Annotated in this window: 12 protein-coding genes; 7 read left to right on the top strand and 5 right to left on the bottom strand. The window is 54.6% G+C overall.

Annotation, left to right across the window (positions count from 1 at the left end; genetic code table 11):
- Positions 1 to 365 precede the first annotated feature (365 nt).
- On the top strand, positions 366 to 3185 hold the full coding sequence (locus tag DWZ82_RS07610) for an ATP-binding protein (RefSeq protein WP_158575136.1): 2820 nt from the start codon (positions 366 to 368) through the stop codon (positions 3183 to 3185).
- Positions 3186 to 3236: 51 nt separating this feature from the next.
- Here DWZ82_RS07610 and DWZ82_RS07605 read toward each other — a convergent pair whose 3' ends face one another.
- Positions 3237 to 4889 carry a putative manganese-dependent inorganic diphosphatase gene (locus tag DWZ82_RS07605; protein WP_118479897.1) on the bottom strand — a complete coding sequence of 551 codons (1653 nt, stop codon included), beginning with the start codon at positions 4887 to 4889 and terminating at the stop codon, positions 3237 to 3239.
- Between the two features lie 229 nt (positions 4890 to 5118).
- Positions 5119 to 5598 (bottom strand): L-2-amino-thiazoline-4-carboxylic acid hydrolase, encoded by a 480-nt coding sequence (locus DWZ82_RS07600; protein WP_158575134.1) that lies wholly within the window; start codon positions 5596 to 5598, stop codon positions 5119 to 5121.
- 362 nt (positions 5599 to 5960) lie between these two features.
- On the opposite strand from DWZ82_RS07600, the gene DWZ82_RS07595 reads away from it, so the two are divergent.
- Positions 5961 to 6185 (top strand): hypothetical protein, encoded by a 225-nt coding sequence (locus DWZ82_RS07595; RefSeq protein WP_118479893.1) that lies wholly within the window; start codon positions 5961 to 5963, stop codon positions 6183 to 6185.
- 386 nt (positions 6186 to 6571) lie between these two features.
- On the top strand, positions 6572 to 7966 hold the full coding sequence (gene mgtE, locus DWZ82_RS07590) for a magnesium transporter (protein ID WP_118479891.1): 1395 nt from the start codon (positions 6572 to 6574) through the stop codon (positions 7964 to 7966).
- Between the two features lie 59 nt (positions 7967 to 8025).
- On the opposite strand, the gene DWZ82_RS07585 is transcribed toward mgtE, so the two are convergent.
- Complete coding sequence (locus tag DWZ82_RS07585) at positions 8026 to 11850, bottom strand: leucine-rich repeat protein (protein WP_118479889.1); 3825 nt, start codon at positions 11848 to 11850, stop codon at positions 8026 to 8028.
- 363 nt (positions 11851 to 12213) lie between these two features.
- Here DWZ82_RS07585 and srtB point away from each other — a divergent pair, with 363 nt between their 5' ends.
- Entirely contained in the window at positions 12214 to 13017 is an 804-nt protein-coding gene (gene srtB, locus DWZ82_RS07580; protein WP_118479887.1) for a class B sortase, read from the top strand.
- Positions 13018 to 13067: 50 nt separating this feature from the next.
- On the opposite strand, the gene DWZ82_RS07575 is transcribed toward srtB, so the two are convergent.
- Positions 13068 to 13958, bottom strand: coding sequence for a LysR family transcriptional regulator (locus DWZ82_RS07575; protein ID WP_118479885.1), 891 nt, complete (start codon positions 13956 to 13958; stop codon positions 13068 to 13070).
- A 382-nt stretch (positions 13959 to 14340) separates the two neighbouring features.
- On the opposite strand from DWZ82_RS07575, the gene DWZ82_RS07570 reads away from it, so the two are divergent.
- The 3 genes from DWZ82_RS07570 to sdaAA are packed head-to-tail and all read left to right on the top strand — an operon-like array spanning position 14341 to position 17127.
- The gene (locus DWZ82_RS07570) at positions 14341 to 15561 is read left to right on the top strand and encodes a dicarboxylate/amino acid:cation symporter (RefSeq protein ID WP_118479883.1); all 1221 of its coding nucleotides are present in this window, start codon (positions 14341 to 14343) and stop codon (positions 15559 to 15561) included.
- 12 nt (positions 15562 to 15573) lie between these two features.
- Positions 15574 to 16242 (top strand): L-serine ammonia-lyase, iron-sulfur-dependent subunit beta, encoded by a 669-nt coding sequence (sdaAB, locus tag DWZ82_RS07565; RefSeq protein WP_110435608.1) that lies wholly within the window; start codon positions 15574 to 15576, stop codon positions 16240 to 16242.
- Between the two features lie 15 nt (positions 16243 to 16257).
- Positions 16258 to 17127, top strand: a complete 870-nt coding sequence (sdaAA, locus tag DWZ82_RS07560) for an L-serine ammonia-lyase, iron-sulfur-dependent, subunit alpha (protein WP_118479881.1) — start codon at positions 16258 to 16260, stop codon at positions 17125 to 17127.
- A gap of 158 nt (positions 17128 to 17285) precedes the next feature.
- Here the strand turns inward: sdaAA and DWZ82_RS07555 are convergent, their stop codons facing one another.
- Entirely contained in the window at positions 17286 to 18293 is a 1008-nt protein-coding gene (locus DWZ82_RS07555) for an ATPase P (protein ID WP_118479879.1), read from the bottom strand.
- Between the last annotated feature and the right edge of the window lie 29 nt (positions 18294 to 18322).

Raw genomic sequence — 18322 nt, 5'->3', positions numbered from 1 at the left:
TGTTACTTAATTAGACGAGATGCCGTGCGATTTGGTTCCCTCTGTTCTGTATATCAATCAAACAATTTTTAATACCGCATTCTATTGAAATCGCGGTCGATTTTGCGTCTTTCTCTTGCAACCCTGTCGTTCTTCACCTATAATAGAATATAATAACCGAATAAATATTCAGCAAACCAGGCGAAAGCCTGCGGCGCAAAGCTAAGAAGCCGCTTTCGCAATGACTGCGAAACCGACTTCACAGGGCCTGTAAAATGGCAGCCAGCTGCCTCGTTTGAGATGCACAGATGCATTACCGATGCAGCAGTGCATCTTTTTTCTTTTACAGAGAAATGCCGGACGCATTCCGGCTCACGGAGGGGTATATGAACAGAATTACAACCAGACTGAAACGGTACAGCTGTCTGCTGCTGTGCCTCTGCCTGCTTATGCCGCTGCTACAGGGCACAGCCGCCGCTGTGCAGGATTCCTCTGTCGTGCGAGTTGCATGGTATCCGGATTCCGCCTACAACATCACCTGCGAAAACGGCGAACGCAGTGGCTATGGCTACGAATATCAGCAGTCCGTCGCCGCATATACCGGCTGGACTTATCATTACATCGAAGCAAACTGGCCGGATTCACTGAACATGCTGCAAAAGGGCGAAATCGACCTGATGGCCGGCGTATCCTACGCCGAGGGCCGTGCCCAGACCATGCTGTTTTCCGATCTGCCGATGGGCGAGGAAAAATATTACCTGTATGCAAATCTCGCCGCTGCCAACATTTCCGTATCCGATTTGACCACCCTGAACGGCAAGCGCATCGGCATGCTGTCCGAAAGTATCGCGACCACGCAGTTCTGCGAATGGGAGACGCGCCACGGTCTGCACACCGAGCATGTGACCATCACCAGCGACGAGGACGCAGCCGCCAAGATCGCCAGCCGCGAAATCGACGGTTTTATCTCGGTCGAGAGTCCCCAGTGGCAGAAATACGGCCTGTCCGCGATCACCTCGTTCGGCAGCTCGGATGTTTACTTCGTGATCAGCAAAAGCCGTCCCGATCTCAAGGAAGCGCTCGATAATACCATGCGCCGTATTGCACACGACAAGCCGTTCTATCAGGATGATCTGTATCAGCGCTATCTGTCTGCCCAGTCGGTCGAGCTCCTCTCGACTGAGGAGCAGGACTGGCTCCGGCAGCATGGCACCATCCGCATCGGTTTTCTGAATCATGACACCGGCATCAGCAACTTTGATATCCGAACCGGTGATGTTACCGGTGTTCTCACGAATTATGTCGTATATGCGACGAATTGTCTGGGGGATAACGCCTTGCATTTCGACCTGCACGGCTTTGACACGCAACTTGAGCAGCTGCAGGCACTGCAGAACGGTGAGATCGACCTGATTTTTCACACCAGCCAGAACCCGCGTGCCGCCGAAGAGAACGGTCTTGCTCTGTCGAACACCGTCTTGAGCTTCAGTCAGGCGGTGCTTACCACGAAGAACTATTTTAATGAGCTTGAGCCAAACACCGCTGCCATCCCCAAGAACGATTTTTCGCTCAAGCAGTACCTTTCCTATAATTATCCCAAGTGGACGATCCTCGAATACCCTTCGGCGAATGACGCGATCAAAGCCATGCGTACCGGCAGTGCGGACTGCTATGTAATGCGTGCCGGTCAGCTGCCGCGCTATATGAAGGACAAAACGCTGTACCGCGTGTTCCTCACACAGCCGAGCAAGACCTCGTTCGCCGTACGGCAGGGCGATACGGCTTTGCTGTCCATCCTGAACAAAACGCTCAAAACCATGCCTTCTTCCCTGCTGACCGGTGCACTTGCCATGTACGACAGTGCGCCCGAAAAGGTCACCGCTGCGGACTTTGTCAAGGACAATCTGACCACTGCCTCTGCTGTGTTCATCCTGCTCTCTCTGCTGCTGTTCGGTCTGTTCCGCAAGGCCCGGCAGTCCGCCAAACAGGCGCAGGAGCTGAACCTCAGGCTGCAGCAGAGCCAGACAGAGCTGCAGGAAGCGCTCACGCAGGCCAAGGCTGCCAACGCCGCCAAAACAACGTTCCTGAACAACATGTCGCACGATATCCGCACACCCATCAACGGCATCATCGGCATGCTGACTATCATTCGCAAAAATAAGGACGACCACGCGCGCGTGCGCGACTGTCTGCATAAAATCGAGCTGTCCTCTCAGCTGCTTCTGTCTCTGGTGAACGATGTTCTGGATATGGCTCAGCTGGAAAACGGCACCGTCGTTCTGCGGAGCGAATCCATGAATCTGGATGAAGTCTGCGGCAGCATTACCAATTCGGTGCTGTTTCAGGCGGAAGCCGCCGGTCTTACCGTCATCGGTGAGCATGACGATTTTTCCGGTATTTACGTCCACAGCAGTGCGCTGCATCTGAAAAAAATCCTGATGAATCTGTTCACCAACTGTGTGAAATACAACAAGCCCGGCGGTTCCATCCATATGCAGATGCACATGCTCGAACGGACGGATACGAAGATCACCTGTCAATTCATCATCGAGGACACCGGTCTGGGCATGTCCGAGGATTTCATCAAAAACCATCTGTTCAATCCGTTTGAGCAGGCGGACAAGTCCCCCCGCTCAAGCTATATGGGTACCGGACTCGGCATGTCTATCGTGCATCAGCTCATCGAGCAAATGGGCGGCACCATTTCGGTGGAGAGCAAACTCGGTGAAGGCAGCCGGTTTACCGTCGTACTGCCTTTTGAACTCGATCGTGACGCGACCGCAGCAGCAGCTTCGCCGCAGACACCGTCAGATATTTCCGGCGCGCGGCTGCTCGTTGCCGAGGATAATGAGCTCAATATGGAGATTGCAATCTTCCTGCTGCACGACAGCGGTGTGCAGACCGTGCCGGTGCAGAACGGCAGGCAGGCGCTTGCAGCCTTCCGGGACTCCGAGCCGGGCAGCTTTGATGCCATTCTCATGGACGTGATGATGCCCGAGATGGACGGTCTGGAGGCTGCAAAAGCTATCCGGGCACTCGACCGGCCGGACGCGAAAGCCATTCCGATTATCGCCATGACAGCCAACGTCTTCAAGGAGGACCGCGAGAAGTGTCTCGCCGCAGGCATGAACGCGCATCTGTCTAAGCCGCTTGATGCCGAGACGATGAAACGAACCATCTCTGAGCAGCTGAAAAAGCTGAATTAAATACAAAAAGCGGGAGAAACCAAGGTTTCTTCCGCTTTTACTCTGCAAATCTTACTCTATTTCCTCATCGTGCTCCATGGCTCCGACAAGCGGCGCTACCATCTGCTTCTTGCGGCTGACGACGCCGGGCAGGACGACCGAATGCTCGCCGCAGTCGGTCTTGAAGGCTGCACGAACCAGCTGCTGCGCGCCCTTGCCGACGTAGAGCAGCTCTGTCTTTTCCTCGATAATGTTGGTCAGCATAGCGAACAGCATGGACAGACCGCTCGATGCCAGGCAGCTTTCCATGTACTCGAGCATTTTATCACGGATGCCGGACAGCTCGTTCTCACTGACACTCGTCACCTGCGAAATCGCAATCTTCTGATTATGCACCTGAAAATACTTGAAATCCATGTGGAACAGCTCATCCATCGAGCGATCGAGCAGACGTGAGCTGGAACGGAACATTTCTGTTGCATACTGCTTGATGTCCAGACCGGCGATTTTCGCCAGCTCTTCTGCAGCCATGCGGTCAAGCGGCGTACACGTCGGCGAGCGGAACATCAGCGTGTCCGACAGGATTGCCGAGCACAGCAGACCCGCGATTTTCGGTTCGATCTCCACGTTGTGCTCATGGTACATCTGCGTGATGATGGTCGCGGTGCAGCCGAGCGGCTGATTGCGGAAGTAGATCGGTCCGCTGGTTTCCACCGAGTCAATGCGATGGTGGTCGATGATTTCAACAATATTGGTCGAACGAATGCCTTCGGCGGCCTGATCGCGCTCGTTGTGATCAACCAGAATGACCGACGGACGCTCCAGATCCAGCAGGTTGCGCTGTGAGAACATACCGACATATCGTCCCTGTTCATCCATCAACGGGTAATAGCGGATACGCTTCTTGGAAACCGTGCGCTTTACATCCTCAACCGTTTCCTCCGGCTCGAAGGTGATAAGTCTCTTTTTCCGCATCACATGCCGCACCGGAACCGCCTGACCGATCACCTTGACACAGGTGTAGGTATCATACGGGGTGGCGATGATAGAAACGCCGTTTTCCGAGGCCAGCTTTCGGATGGTGCGCGAAACCTTGGAGCCGAGACCGATGACCATGCAGCCGGCGCTCATCTCAATGGCGCACAGCTGGCTTTCGTAACGGTTGCCGAGAATGACCATATCGTTTTTGCCGATGTAGTCCTCGAGCACGTCCGGATTAGCCGCCGCAACGACCACACTGCCCTGCTCAAACCGCTGGTCAATGTCGCCAACCTCGAGCGTGCCGTCAAGCACATCGACCAGATTGCGATAGCTGGTCTTGGCCTCCGCCAGCGCATTGGCGTCCTGATCCTCGATGTAGAAGCGCGCGATGTCGCCCAGCGTCAGCAAACCCTTCAGATGGCGATCCTCATCGACAACGGCCAGCGTCTGAATATCATTTTCGTTCATGTAATCCCATGCACGGCGCAGTGACAACTCCTCGCTGATGCCCGGCACCTCACGGTACTGCACATCGCTCAGGCGCGGCTCAAACGACTTGATGTAGCGCGGCGGCTCCACACCGAAGCGTTCGAGCACAAATTTGGTCTCCGCATTAACGTGACCCGCGCGGCAGGCTATGTATTCTCCGCCGGTCAGTCTGCGCTTGAGGTGCGCGTAGCAGATTGCAGAGCAAATGGAATCCGTATCCGGATTGCGATGTCCGATAACAAAAACTGGGTTCATGCACTGATGCTCCTTTATGTGATAAGGGATGGCTCCCCTTCGGAATCCGTTTGATGGAATGAAACCTTGTGGTTTGATTGTATCATTTAACCGGGGAAATCGCAAGGTATGGAAGAGGAATCCGACTCAAAACCATCTGCGGCCGCACTGCGTAGGCGATGAATCTGACAGCACGGATTCCGCCGCTGCACCGAAAATCCTGCCGAAGTCCGCTTCTCCGTCTGCTCACCTACCTTTTGAAAAAACGAAAATCGCAGCAGTCACCGCCGCAGCCCAGCGTTTTTGTGCGCGAAAAGCCGAGCTTGTGCAGTCCGCCATAGGTCACGTCATCCACATCGCAAAACAGCGGACACAGCTCCGGACAGCCGTTTTCCCGGCACGCCGTGTGCCAGAGACACTTGGTAATCGACGCGGAAAAGTGCGTTTTGTCGTGTGCCTGTGTACTCTCCCACAAGTCGGAGGTGCGCATGACTTTGAGAAAACAATAGCTGTAAATCCGATAAAATCCCGGCACAAGCTCCATTTTCGCCGTGAAAGCGTGCTTTTCTGCCGCCACCCAGTCCATCATGTACGTCCGCATGTGCGCAAAGGTTTCCTCTGCAGGCAGCTCTGCCTGCAGCACCTTGTACAGCGCAATGCGCGGCAGAATGGTCTGCACCAGTGTTTTCATCTGGCTTTTGGACCTGTTTGCTGCGGTTTTGATTAACATATCCAGCGTTTTTTCCTGCTGTGAAAACAGCAAGCCGCCCCTGCTTCCGCCAAAGGTCTGTACCAAAAACTCCTTAATTTGCTTTTGCTGTTTGCTTTGCATAATTTCTTCATCTCTTTGCTTTTGCGGGATTCCAGTGTCAATCGTCAGTTAGTTCATCCTAACTATATCACACCGGCTTTCAATATGCCACCTTAATATACGAAAACCCTGCCGTTAATCGACACGGGATTGCTTTTCGCCAGTCTCGTTTGCTTTGTTATTCCGCGCAGAAATACGCAGTCTGCAGTTTCCCAGGGTGCTTATACCGTACCACTCTCGTTCCGCGAGCATGGCAGAAATGGAAAACCACCTGCAAAAAATTGAAGGAAATAGAAAGAAAGACAAGTCTGGGCAAGTACAGCAGACGTGACAAGGAGAACCTGCAGATTGCAGAGAAGGTGGAGCAGATACCTATGCAGCATCCGGACAAAGGTTATCGCCGTATCCGAGATGACATCGTTGGTATCCTGCTCAGTGAGCCGGCACTCGACGGCAAGGCGTCTGCTCTGTCCACCGAAGCGTTTCGGTGGGATCGGTTTGGGTAATCTTCCAAAATCATCCGTACGCCCAGACAATCCCATTGCTGCATCGTCAGCTTTTTGTCTCCCCGTGCGCGATATTGTCCGCAAATTTCATCCATATTGTTAAAACTGCGAAAAATGCCTTGCATATTCCACATAAAAAGTGCTATAATCATTGCGAAAAAATAAAAAGGAGGCAAGCCCTATGGACAGTTGTGACAGACGAAATGTACATATGACGATGGATACAGACTATACTGCTGTTTCGAGTGTCCGTAAGCATCCTCTTTTGAAATAAGCGCTGAGCCTTGCTCCATCGTGATGAACAAGTCCACAACTGATGTTTGTGTCACTGTATCTGTTACGGTGGATTTTTTGTGCCCTTTTCCGGGCACAGAAGGAGGCTGATTATGAAAAAAGCAACATGGAAAAAAACATCTTTTGCCGAGAAAATCGTTGAGATCATCCGCACCTCCCCTTCGATCAATGAGATGCGGGAACAGCTGCAGGATTATCACGACAACGATATCGCACAAAGTCTGCAATTCCTAAACCGCGCGGAACGCAATCTGCTGTACAGCGCACTTGATGCGGAATGGCTGGCGGAGATCATCTCCTATCTGGATGATCCGGCAGAATACATTGATGAAATCGGCATTGACAAGCTGGCCGAAATTCTGAACGAAATGGATGCGGACGACGCGGTCGATCTGTGGGAGAACATCGACGAGAGCGTAAAAGTAAAGCTGCGCCCGATGATCGATGACGAAACCAAGTCAGCCATCCTGCTTATCAATTCCTATGACGACAGCGAAGTCGGCAGCCTGATCACGACCAACTACATCTGCATCAAGCAGAACCTGACCATTCGGCAGGCCATGCACGAGCTGGTAAAGCAGGCCGGTGAAAACGACAACATTGGAACGATTTATGTAGTCGATGATAAAAACCGCTTTTGCGGTGCAATCGACCTGAAGGATCTCATCGTTGCCCGAGAGAACGTTCCGCTGGATTCCATCATCAGCTACGCGTATCCGTATCTGCTCGACCACGAGAAAATCTCAGAGAGCATCGAGAAGATCAAAGATTATGCCGAAGATTCCCTGCCGGTGCTGAATAAGGACAGAAGGATCATCGGTATCATCACCGCACAGGACGTTGTCGAGGCCGTGGATGACGAACTTGGCGAGGACTATGCAAAGCTCGCCGGTCTGTCCGCCGAAGAGGATCTCAACGAAACCACCAGGGAAAGCATGAAAAAGCGCCTGCCGTGGCTGATCATCCTGCTGTTCCTCGGCATGGGCGTTTCGACCGTTGTCGGTGCATTTGAAGGCGTTGTAGCCGTGCTGCCGGTCGTTATCTGCTTCCAGTCGCTGATTCTCGATATGGCCGGCAACGTCGGTACGCAGTCGCTGGCAGTTACGATTCGTGTGCTGATGGATGAAAAACTGAGTGCTAAGGACAAGCTGCACCTCACCTTCAAGGAAATGAAGGTCGGCACCTGCAACGGCGCGCTGCTCGGCATTATGGCACTTGTCTTTCTCGGTGCATACATAGCGCTGTTCAAGGGTTATGCCGCTGGACATGCGTTCCTGATCTCCGGCTGCGTCGGCATATCACTGCTTGTAGCGATCGTGATTTCCAGTCTGGTCGGTACGCTCGTGCCGATCCTGTTCCATAAAATCAAGGTAGACCCGGCGGTTGCGTCCGGTCCGCTGATTACGACCGTGAACGATCTGGTTGCCGTTGTAACCTATTACGGTCTGGCATGGCTGCTGCTGATTCAGCTTTTGCATATTGTTTGAGCGAAAAAACACCCTCTATATCGGATGATATAGAGGGTGTTTGTTATCTGTTTTTGCTTTTAATCGTGCTTTCTGCGGATACCGAAGTATGCCAGTCCCATTGCGGACAGGCCGCACAGAGCCGCCCACAGACCGCCGATATCGCCGGTTTTCGGAACGCTGGACGTCGGAGTCTTGCTGTCGGGAATGTTCACTGCCTTCGTTTTATCCGGCGTCTTGGTCTGTGTTTCCGGCTTGGTCGTCGGAACCTTGCCGTCCGGGATGTTCTCCGTCGGCTTCAGCGGATCAAGCGGTGTAGGCTGATCCGGAATGTCAACCGGAGGCTTCGGATCGGGATCAGGAGTCGGTTTCGGGTCCGGCTTGTGGTGACCGCCGCCGCCACCGCCGCCGCCGGATCTCTTGCTGTTGGTGATGGTAAAGCCATCTGCCATGCTGCCGGTAATCGAGATATTAAAGCCGTCAACGGCCTCCTCTTCGACGGTATAGGTGTAAGCGCCGTCCAGATTTGCAAAGGTGTACGACCAGGTCTTGCCGTCCTTGTCGGTGGATCTTTCGCTCAGAAGCACCGTACCGATCGCGGTTCGCGTGCCGTCCTTCGCAATGCGGATAAGGTTTACGGTAACAGCGGTCGGATACGCGCTTGTGCCGCTCCAAACCTTGTGTACGGTGAGGGAAACCGGATTTTCCAAGGTGTCCTCACCCGGAATGATCACTTCGCCGTTTGTGCCGACACCGCCGCCGCGTTCTGCGGTATTGCCCATAATCTTGAGCGGTGCGGTTTCAGCCAGTGCCTTGCTCTCTGCGGAAACAACAGCCTTGAGACCGTAGCCCTTGATCGCACCGGAAGCCGGTTCAACCGGAGCACCCGGGTTCGCTGCATCGTAGCGGTCGCCTGCGAAAGCGCCGTAGTTTGCATCACCCGCGCCGATTGACGTATCGCGGTACCAGGTTACCAGTCCGCCGCCGTACATTCTGCCGCTGAAGCTGGTGGAATACGCCTCGCTCCACTTGAGCAGGAAGGCCGCATCATCAGCAGATTTGCCTGCCGTATTGCCGAATACAGCTGCATCCGTGCCAAGGCTTACCGTGCCCACCGGGCAGGACCAAATGCCGCCGCCCTGAATGGCTGCCTTGTTTGCGGTGATCAGCGCATTCTTAATCGTGATCGACCACGGTGCATGGCTGACGTAAACGCCGCCGCCCTGTCGATACGCCGTATTGTTTACAATATTGCCGCCTTCGAGTACAACGCGGTCTCTGCCGGACCAGCTGTATACACCGCCGCCGCAGGATGCCATATTGTCCGAAATCGTGCCGCCGGTCATGTGGAACCGGCCGCCGCCAACCGTGTCATTCTCGCTCAGAACGGCCGTTGCAACGCCGCCGCCCATGCCGTTGGTCTTGTTGCCGGTAATCGTGCCGTTTGTCATTTCAAATGCTGCGTTATCCTCTACGAAGACACCGCCGCCGCCTGCATTCGGCTGCTGAATTGTAGCGGAATCGACTGCCGTGCTGTTGCCGGAAATCGTACCGCCGGACATGGTGAACGTGCCGTTCTCACGCACGCATACACCGCCGCCGCGCTTTGCCGTATTGTCAGCAATCGTGCCGCCGCTCATGGTGAGAGACGAAGTGCCGTTTACGAGTACGCCGCCTGCCGCGTTATACTCCGATGCGGTATTGCCCGAAATCGTGCCGTCGGTCATCGTCATGTTGCCGTCTGCGAGGGCAACCGCGCCGGAATACTGGTTCTTGAACGTACATCCGGTGATTTTGCCGCCGTTCATGGCAAATTTGCCGCCGTTCTTCACATAAACCGCGCCGCAGTTTGCGGACGAAGCGGAAATGCTGCTGAGCTCGCCGTTCCCCATGGTGAAGGAGCCGCCGTCCACCGTAATCGCACCCATGTTCGAGCCGCTCAGGCTCATACGGGTGATCGTGCCGCCGTTCAGCGTCATTGCGCCGTTTACCTCGGCAAACGAGCCGTTAGCGATGCGGAAGCAGGAGAAATTGAAGCTGCCGTCCAGAATCAGCGCCGCGCCTTGCTCCACGCGGAAAGCCGGACCGGCGAAGCCGTTCTTGAACACAACCGAAAGGCCCTTGCCTTCATCGGTCAGCGTGATGGTCTTGCCGGACGGAATCGTAACCGTGCCGTCTACAATGAAGCTCTTGTTTGCGGTAATGGTGGTGTTTCCCTCTGCCGCGTCAACGGCCTGCTGCAACGTGCTTTCTTCGCCTTCGCGGATGTTTTCGCCATCGACAGTGACCGCAAACTTTACAGCAACACCGGCAGGAATCGTCAGCGGATTCGAGTCAATCGCAACATCTGCCGAGCATGCTTCGATATAGAAGTAGGTGATATTGGTATCTTTGTTAAATGCCTTACTGTCGATGGTCTGCAGCTGGCTTTTGCCCTTGCCCTGTTCGCCAATCTGCACGGAAGTCAGCTTGGCGCAGGTGCTGAATGCACCGGCCGAGATGGTCTGTACGCTGTCGGCAAGCTCCAGCTTTTCGATACCGGTGTTCGTAAACGCTGCCTTACCGATGGAAACAACCCCTTCAGGGATGATCAGCGTGCCGGAAAGATTCGAGCAGCTGTAAAATGCGTAGCTGCCAATATTTTTCAGTGTGCTTGGGAACGTAACACTGCTGATGGCAGTGCCGCTAAATGCCTCGGTACCCAGAAAAGTCAGCGCACTCGGCAGCTGTAATTCTCCAGTCAGACCGCTGTCTTCGAATGCACTTTCTCCAATCGACGTAACAGAATCCGGCAAATGCAGCTCGGTCAGACCCTTACAGTTGCTGAACGCACTCTTGCCGATGACCGTGATATGAGACCAGTCAACGCCGGTAATTCCGGTGCTCGAAAATGCGTTTCTCGGAATTTCGGTAATGCTTTCCGGCAGAACGACCGTGCCGGTGATACCGGTCATATTCATGAACGCCCCGGTACCCAAAGACTCGAGCGCATCAAAGGTATGCTCACCCAGCTCCAGCGAGAAGGACTCCATATTATTGAAGGCTTCCTGACCAATGCTCGTCAGTGCGGAGAAATTCAGTCCTTCCAGCGTAGTCAGCGAAGAACAGTTCATAAATGCCATAACCCCGACAGAAGTAACCTTGGACAGATCAGCGACCGAAGTCAGCGCCGAGCATGCCGTGAACATATAGTTGCCGATTGCGGTAATATTATCCATGCCGTCAACAGTCGTCAGCGACTTCTGACCGCGGAAGGCATACTCGCCGATTTCCAGCGGCAGACCGCCCAGATCAACGGTTTCCAGTGCGAGACTGCGGTGATTTGCCCAGTCAAACGCATGCTCCTGAATGCCGACAACCTTGTATTCCTTATCGTCATAGGTTACGGTTTCCGGAATAACCAGCTTAGTCACGCTGTCTGCGCAGCCGGTAACAACGGCATCGCCCGAGGAAACATCATACCGGATGCTGTCCTGCGTAAACGCGGTGACTGCATACGCCGCAACCGATGCCTGCTCGGCAGATTTTTCTTCAGCAGGCTTCTCCTCTGCCGGAACCTCAGCCGCAGGCGCTTTCTCCGCCGGTGCGGACGGTGCCGCCTCGGCCGGTGCTTCAGGTGTACTCGGCGATGCAGACTCGCCCGGTGCAGACGGCTCGCTCGGCACAGACGGCTCGGCATTCTCGCCGGTGCTCTCTGTCGGAGCGGGGCTGCTCGTGTCCGGTGTGTTTTCTATACCGCTGTCCTCTGCTTCCGGAGCGGATGCTGCGGGATCGCCGCTCTCGGAGTAACCGGTGCCGGTGCTGCCGTCTTCCGCTTCAGCCGCAAATGCTGCAAAAGTACCCGTGCCGAACGTCAGATTAAGCGACAGCAGGATGGACAGCAGCCTTGTAAACTTTTTGCTCATACTACTCAGTCCTTTATCATGAAATCAGGAAATATATCCTCCTCGCCAGTGGTCCGTATCCGCGACAGACGAGGTGTTTTCTCTGTATGGTATAGCTTACCATACAGAGGGTACAAAAAAAGGATATATTTTGGCAGAAAGCCTTCCATACTATATCGACAAAACGTAGAAATTATTGCTATGCGATTGTACAATGTGATGAAAAGCACGGTCAGCCATGTGAAAACAATCAAAATCTGCACGAAATATCCAGTATCAGCGCATCTGACAGATATAATTTTTTCTGTCAAACGAGGAAATATATCCAATTTTACAACTTAAATCAGATATACTATAATAATATGCAAAAAACGAGGTGAGCGTATGAAGTCCCAAATACGGACTGTGATACTGTTTTTTCTGACAGCGGTGTTTGCCGTCAGCGCATTCATGCTGGTGCACCAAATGACGAGCTACCGTGCAGGCGATGAAGCCTACGCCGAGGCTTCCGAGATTGCCGCGATACCCGAAGTGACAGAGACGGAAACCGTTCAGCAGCCGACCGAACAGCCGCAGCAGGAAACGCAGACCGAACCCGAACCCGCTCCGTCTGCCGACCCGTATGCACAGGCGCTGGAGCAGATGGACCTGCCTGCTCTGCAGCAGGTCAACAGTGATGTCATCGGCTGGATTGCCATTCCGGGCACCGAGATTTCCTATCCGCTGGTGCAGGGCACGGACAACGACTATTATCTGACACACACCTGGAACAAAAACAGCAGCGCAGTCGGCGCGATTTTCATGGACTGCCGCTGCTCTGCCGATTTCAGCGGCTTTAACACCATCGTGTACGGTCACCGGATGAACAACGGCTCGATGTTTGCCGCGCTGAAGCACTACAAAAAGCAGGATTTCCTGCAGGCACATCCGCAGGTATATGTGACCAATGCAAGCGGAACCCATGCGTACAGAATCTATGCGGCCTATGAGGCAGCGCTTGACGGAACCGCGTATTACAGTGCGTTTTCCGACGAAACGATCAAAAAAACCTTCATTGACGAAGGCATTTCCCTGTCGGTGATCCGCACCGGTGCAGTACCGACCGTAAACGACCATATCCTCACGCTTTCCACCTGCACCGGCAACGGGCACGCAACCCGCTGGGTAGTGCAGGCGGTCATGGAATAAAAAACATCCCACTTGCTGTGCTTCAACAAGTGGGATGTTGTTATATGCTCCTATTCTTCCGCGTCCGCCAGCTTTGCCACGCGGACAAATTCATCCATTTCGCGTGTGCGCCATTTCTCCTTGTGGCTGAAAATCTGGCGGTAGAGCGAAATATAGCAGTCCTCGACCGACAAACGGATCAGCCTTCCCTCTTTTACGCTGTTCTCGACTGCGTACCACGGCAGAAAGGATACACCGCGGTCAATCTCAAGCATGCGAATGAGCAGCGAGGTATCACCGCACTCGAGCGACGGCGTAAGGATGGTCCGCCGCGCGGCAAGACGGCGGTTGAGTACACGGCGATAGTTATCCTGCTCGGTGAGGAAAAACGGCTGCGTAAGCAGTTCCTCAATCGTCAGCTCTTTTCCGCCCAGCTTCTCGCGCAGCGATGCAGACGCCACAAATACGATCTCCTCGCGCTGCTCCATCAACTTGTTCCAGTTGTTGCTGTACAGCGGCTCATCAAGCACATAGATCATGTCCAGCTCGCCGCGTTCCATGTGCTCGATCAATTCTTCCGGCTCACCGACCGTGATACGGATAGACACTTTCGGGTTGAATTTACGGTACAGATGCAGCACTGTCGGCAGCTTGAGACATGCAAGCGACTCAATCGTGCCGATATGCAGCGAACCGCGCAGCTCTGCCGTGGATGTGACCGACATGCGCGCCTGATTGACCTGATTCATCACGTCGCACGCGTGGCTGAGAAAACGCTCGCCCGTGTCGGTCAGCGCGATACGCTTTCCCATGCGGTCGAACAGACGTGTGTCCAGTTCCTCCTCCAGCTGGCGTATCTGCACCGTTACCGCCGACTGTGAGTAGCCGAGGCTCTCTGCTGCGCGTGAAAAACTCTTAAACTGTGCTACCCGAATAAAGGTTGCAAGCTGCCGAAGCTCCATGAATTTCCCTCTCTCCCCTATATTATCAATATTTTGAATCGAAATGATAAAATATATGAATTTGACTTAACCCATTAAACAGAATATACTAAATCTGCAAAGAGGTCAAGAAAGAAATTGGAGGTTTACCACAGATTTTTTAATTATCCTTTTTACACAAAAACCGCGTCCTATTTTACAGCATTTCGCCTAAAATAAGCGGTTCTTTTTGTGTCCGGAGGCAGAAAATCTCGGCAGACTTCCACGGCAGCAGACCAAAGAGGGGCAAACAAACGGCCTGCGCCGCAAAGGGTAACATCGCATAACCGAACAGGTGCACTTTCCGCAAAGTGCCGCAGTTCAAATTGTGTGGTGCTGCCCGCCAAAAAAGGAGGAAAAAGAAATGGAAGAAAAGAAAAAATTCAAACTCGGATTACTGCCCAAGCTCATCATCGCCATTATTGTCGGCATCCTGTTCGGCCAGTTCCTGCCGGAAGGCTTCTGCCGCTTTGTGGTAACGCTCTCGTCGTTCTTCAGTCAGTTCCTGTCGTTCATCATCCCGCTGATGATCCTCGCGTATGTTACCATGGGCATTGCTAACCTCAAGAGCGGCGCGGGCAAGCTGCTGCTCATTACGGTTGCCATCGCCTACTGCTCGACCCTGATCGCAGGCTCGGCTTCGTTCTTTGTAGCCGACACCCTGTTCCCGCACTTCATGAGTGCGGATGCGCTCGACAAGATCGCCGCAACCGCAGGCAACTCGCTGGAGCCGTACTTCAGCCTGGAAATTCCGGCGCTGATGAACACGCTGTCCGCTGTTGTTACGGCGTTTGTACTCGGTCTGTGCATGTCCAGCCTGCGCGGCAAGACCATCGGCGACACGCTGTACAACGGCGTTTCCGACTTCTCCGGCATCATTGACTGCGTACTGCACAAGGTCATCATTCCGCTGCTGCCGCTTTACATCTGCGGCACGTTCACCGATATGACCAAGTCCGGCAAGACCTTTGCCATCCTCGGTATTCTGTGGAAGGTATTCATCGTTGTTATCATCATGCACCTGATCTGCATCTGCATCCAGTTTGTCATTGCAGGTCTGGTCAGCCACAAGAACCCGTTCACGCTCATCCGCAACCAGATTCCGGGCTACGCAACCGCACTGGGCACCCAGTCCTCTGCGGCTACCATTCCGGTCAACCTGCAGTGCGCTGAGGCAGACGGCGTTTCCTCGGAAATCCGCAACTTCACCGTTCCGCTGTGCGCGAACATCCACATGGCAGGCTCGATGATCACCATCACAGCCTGCGCTACCGCAGTCTGCCTGATGAACCAGCTGCCGATCTCCATCGGCACGGTCATTCCCTTCATCATGACCCTCGGCATTGCCATGGTGGCGTCTCCCGGTGCGCCGGGCGGCTCCATTATGACCGCCCTGCCCTTCCTGTACATGATCTTCGGCACCGAGGCCGGCGACCCGAGCGGCCCGATCTGCGCCATCATGGTTGCACTGTACATCACGCAGGACTCGTTCGGCACTGCATGCAACGTCTCCGGCGACAACGCGATCGGCGTGATCGTGGAGACCATCTACCGCAGGTTTATCTGCAAATCCTCCGCTCAGTAAGGAGAATCCCCTATGTCCTTTATCAGTGTTTTTGATGTGCTGGGACCGAATATGATCGGTCCCTCCAGCTCCCATACCGCCGGCGCAGCCGTTATCGCGTATCTGGCGCACAAGATGATCGCGCCGCCGCTTAAAAAGGTAGATTTCACGCTGTACGGCTCGTTCGCCAAGACCTACCACGGTCACGGCACTGACCGTGCGCTGCTCGGCGGCATCATGGGCTTTTCGACCGATGACACCCGCATCCGCAATTCGTTTTCGATTGCGACCGAGCGCGGTCTGTCCTACTCATTCACGCCGTGTGAGACCGAGACCGATGTTCATCCGAATACGGTGGACATCCGCATGGAGAACGCCGCCGGTCAGGTGATGACCATCCGCGGTGAGTCGCTCGGCGGCGGCAAGTGCCGCATCGCGCGCATTAACGGCGTTGAGGTTGACTTTACCGGTGAATACAGCACGGTCATCGTCGTTCAGCAGGACAAGCCAGGCGTCGTGGCGCACATCACCAAGGTCCTGAGCGACAAGGGTGTAAACATTGCGTTCATGCGCCTGTTCCGCGAGTCCAAGGGCAACACCGCTTACACGATCGTCGAATCGGACGGTCATTTCCCCGAGGGCATTGAGGAACCGCTCAAAAACAATCCCAACGTCCACGATGTCATGATCATCGAACCGTAAGGAGGAGAGCAGATTATGGATTTCAAAAACGCATCCGAGCTGCTTGCACTCTGCACGCAGCAGCAGCTCCCCATCTCCGAGATCATGCGCCGCCGCGAGTGCCAGCTGGGCGAAACCACGCGTGATGAGGTCACGCACCGTATGAAGAAGGCACTCGAAATCATGCGCTCATCCGCGCTGACACCGCTCAAAACGCCGGTCAAGTCCATGGGCGGCCTGATTGGCGGCGAGGCAAAAAAACTGGCGCAGCACGCGGCCAAAGGCCACTCTATCTGCGGGGATGTGCTGCACAAAGCAGCGCAGTACGCGATGGCAGTGCTTGAGGTAAATGCTTCTATGGGGCTGATTGTCGCAGCACCGACCGCAGGCAGCGCCGGTGTTCTGCCGGGCATGCTGTTTGCCCTGCAGGACCGCTACAACATCTCGGATGAACGGCTGATCGACGCCCTGTTCAACGCCGGTGCGATCGGCTACCTCGCCATGCGCAACGCAACCGTTGCAGGCGCGGTCGGCGGCTGTCAGGCTGAGGTCGGCATCGCTTCCGCAATGGCGGCCAGCGCAGCTGTCGAGCTCATGGGCGGCAAGCCTGAGCAGTGCCTTGACGCGGCCTCCACCGTGCTGATGAACATGCTCGGTCTGGTCTGCGATCCGGTCGGTGGTCTGGTCGAGTATCCGTGCCAGAACCGCAACGCGGCAGGCGTAGCCAACGCGCTCGTTGCCGCTGAGCTCTCGCTCGCAGGCATTCACCAGTTTATCCCGTTCGATGAAATGCTCGATACCATGTACGCGGTCGGTCGCCGCATCCCTATCGAGCTGCGCGAGACTGCCCTCGGCGGCTGCGCTGCCACACCGTCTGCATGTGCCAAATGCGGACTGTGCTCTTAAATCAGATCATATCGATACTCTTTTTCGCAGGACATTCCCACCCCTCGGGAATGTCCTTTTCGCTTACAGAATAAGCTCTTATCATGAAAGCAGAACCGCCCAAATCGAACTATCCCTCCCGGGCTGTAACCGGGAGGGATAGTTGTATCATCTGATTGTTACTGATACTCCGCATTGAGGAACATGGGCTTGATGGCGACAATCTCATCGTATTCCTCCTGCGAGACGGTGACATCCGCATTCAGCGCCTTCAGGTCAGCCTTCACAACGTCGAGCGCCTGCGCAGCGGTCACTGCGCGGCCATCCATGACAGCACGCTGCATGCGGCGCAGCACAACCGGATGTGCATAGCGGGCCGGCAGCGGGAAATTCAGATAATCCGCAAGGTAAGCCTGCATTTTCTCCTGTGCCTGCGCATCATTCTGCATGATAGAGGCACGGTTGTTGCGTGCTGTCGGCAGGACGCTGAAACCTGCAAACGTGAATATCGCGGCAAGACCGAACAGCGTAAAATAAATCGAAAACGAGCCGTGACGCACGAAAGAAACGATACCGTAAGCCAGCGCCGCAAATCCCAGCAGTGTGATCGCCATAGCGGCCCAGCGGTAGCTGCCGTTCGTACACTGAAAGTTCCGGCGGCGTTTTGCGGCTGCGCTCAGTCGTTCGGCCAGCTCAGGACGGCGCTCCAGATAGTCGATTGCGTTATCGAGTGCCTGCACGGTTTTCTCCGCCTGTGCGCTCATCGGCGGACGATTGCGCTCTTCTTCCTCCCGACGGGCCTTCTCCTCGGCAATGCGCTGCTCTGCCGCCGCGCTGACACACGGAATAGACGGGTGCTCAGCTCGGATAACGCTCAGAAACTCATCGACCTGCTGCTCATACTTGAAATTGCACACCTTCTGTCCGCCGTCGAACTCCACGACCAGATAGGACAGCGTGGCGAAAATGCCCTTGCCGGAAAAGCCGCCCTTGCTCATCGCAACGCGCTTGTACACACGCGTTACCATGGAAAACGGAACATAATACCACCGGTCAACAAAAAAGCTGTTCAAATAGAGGGCATGCCTGCCGATGCCGCACGGACCGATTTTCCGACAGGTTTTTTTATCCTCGGCAAGCGCCGCGTCATCAATGCGCCCCGCGCTGAGCGGATAAGGTTTCAACATTTTCCGTCACCCCGCAATTATCGTTATGG

The organism is Butyricicoccus sp. AF35-5AC (assembly GCF_003477715.1).
Classification (GTDB): domain Bacteria; phylum Bacillota; class Clostridia; order Oscillospirales; family Butyricicoccaceae; genus Agathobaculum; species Agathobaculum butyriciproducens.
Note: the sequence above shows the minus strand (reverse complement) of the source record. Positions and strands in the feature narration are given on the sequence as shown.

Excerpts from the sequence above, each read along its gene's own strand:
- DWZ82_RS07610 (WP_158575136.1), top strand. The coding sequence starts at position 366 with ATGAACAGAATTACAACCAGACTGAAACGGTACAGCTGTCTGCTGCTG.
- DWZ82_RS07585 (WP_118479889.1), bottom strand. The coding sequence starts at position 11,850 with ATGAGCAAAAAGTTTACAAGGCTGCTGTCCATCCTGCTGTCGCTTAAT.
- DWZ82_RS07605 (WP_118479897.1), bottom strand. The coding sequence starts at position 4,889 with ATGAACCCAGTTTTTGTTATCGGACATCGCAATCCGGATACGGATTCC.
- DWZ82_RS07600 (WP_158575134.1), bottom strand. The coding sequence starts at position 5,598 with ATGTTAATCAAAACCGCAGCAAACAGGTCCAAAAGCCAGATGAAAACA.
- DWZ82_RS07570 (WP_118479883.1), top strand. The coding sequence starts at position 14,341 with ATGGAAGAAAAGAAAAAATTCAAACTCGGATTACTGCCCAAGCTCATC.
- sdaAB (WP_110435608.1), top strand. The coding sequence starts at position 15,574 with ATGTCCTTTATCAGTGTTTTTGATGTGCTGGGACCGAATATGATCGGT.
- srtB (WP_118479887.1), top strand. The coding sequence starts at position 12,214 with ATGAAGTCCCAAATACGGACTGTGATACTGTTTTTTCTGACAGCGGTG.
- DWZ82_RS07555 (WP_118479879.1), bottom strand. The coding sequence starts at position 18,293 with ATGTTGAAACCTTATCCGCTCAGCGCGGGGCGCATTGATGACGCGGCG.
- DWZ82_RS07575 (WP_118479885.1), bottom strand. The coding sequence starts at position 13,958 with ATGGAGCTTCGGCAGCTTGCAACCTTTATTCGGGTAGCACAGTTTAAG.
- sdaAA (WP_118479881.1), top strand. The coding sequence starts at position 16,258 with ATGGATTTCAAAAACGCATCCGAGCTGCTTGCACTCTGCACGCAGCAG.
- mgtE (WP_118479891.1), top strand. The coding sequence starts at position 6,572 with ATGAAAAAAGCAACATGGAAAAAAACATCTTTTGCCGAGAAAATCGTT.